Origin of the sequence: Brevibacillus sp. B_LB10_24 (assembly GCF_046036945.1) — a bacterium.
Lineage (GTDB): Bacteria > Bacillota > Bacilli > Brevibacillales > Brevibacillaceae > Brevibacillus_C.
Genome location: NZ_JBJQOQ010000087.1, coordinates 1 through 391 on the forward strand (window position 1 = coordinate 1; position 391 = coordinate 391).

Genomic DNA, 391 nt, shown 5'->3' on the forward strand with positions numbered 1-391 from the left:
CTTTTAAGCCCCGAAATTGGATTTGAGTCATACCCCCTTATCTTGTTAATCTGATATCAGAAGAACAGAGGGGGATATTTTTATGCAACGGAGACGCTATTCAATCGAGTTCAAACAACAACTGATCCAGGAAGCCCACGATGTAGGAAACGCTAGTCAAGTAGCCAAACGGCATGGGATCGACCCTAAGATGCTGTATCGATGGATACGTGATTCCAAGCACGCAGATTGGCAGCATACATCTTCCGAAGCAAAAGCTGTAACAAGCTATACACCAAGTCCCGGAGAGTTTCGGGAGTTGGAAACGGAGAACGATAAACTCAAGAAATTACTGGGAGAAAAGGACTTGGAAATCGCGATCCTTCGTGATCTTGTAAAAAAGGTGAACCCA

At 44.5% G+C, this 391-nt stretch carries 1 protein-coding gene; it reads left to right on the plus strand.

Annotated elements, in window-relative coordinates; all coding sequences use genetic code 11:
• Nucleotides 1-82: 82 nt before the first annotated feature.
• On the plus strand, nt 83-391 hold a 309-nt coding region (locus tag ACI7RC_RS27795; RefSeq protein WP_408111390.1), incomplete at its 3' end, for a transposase.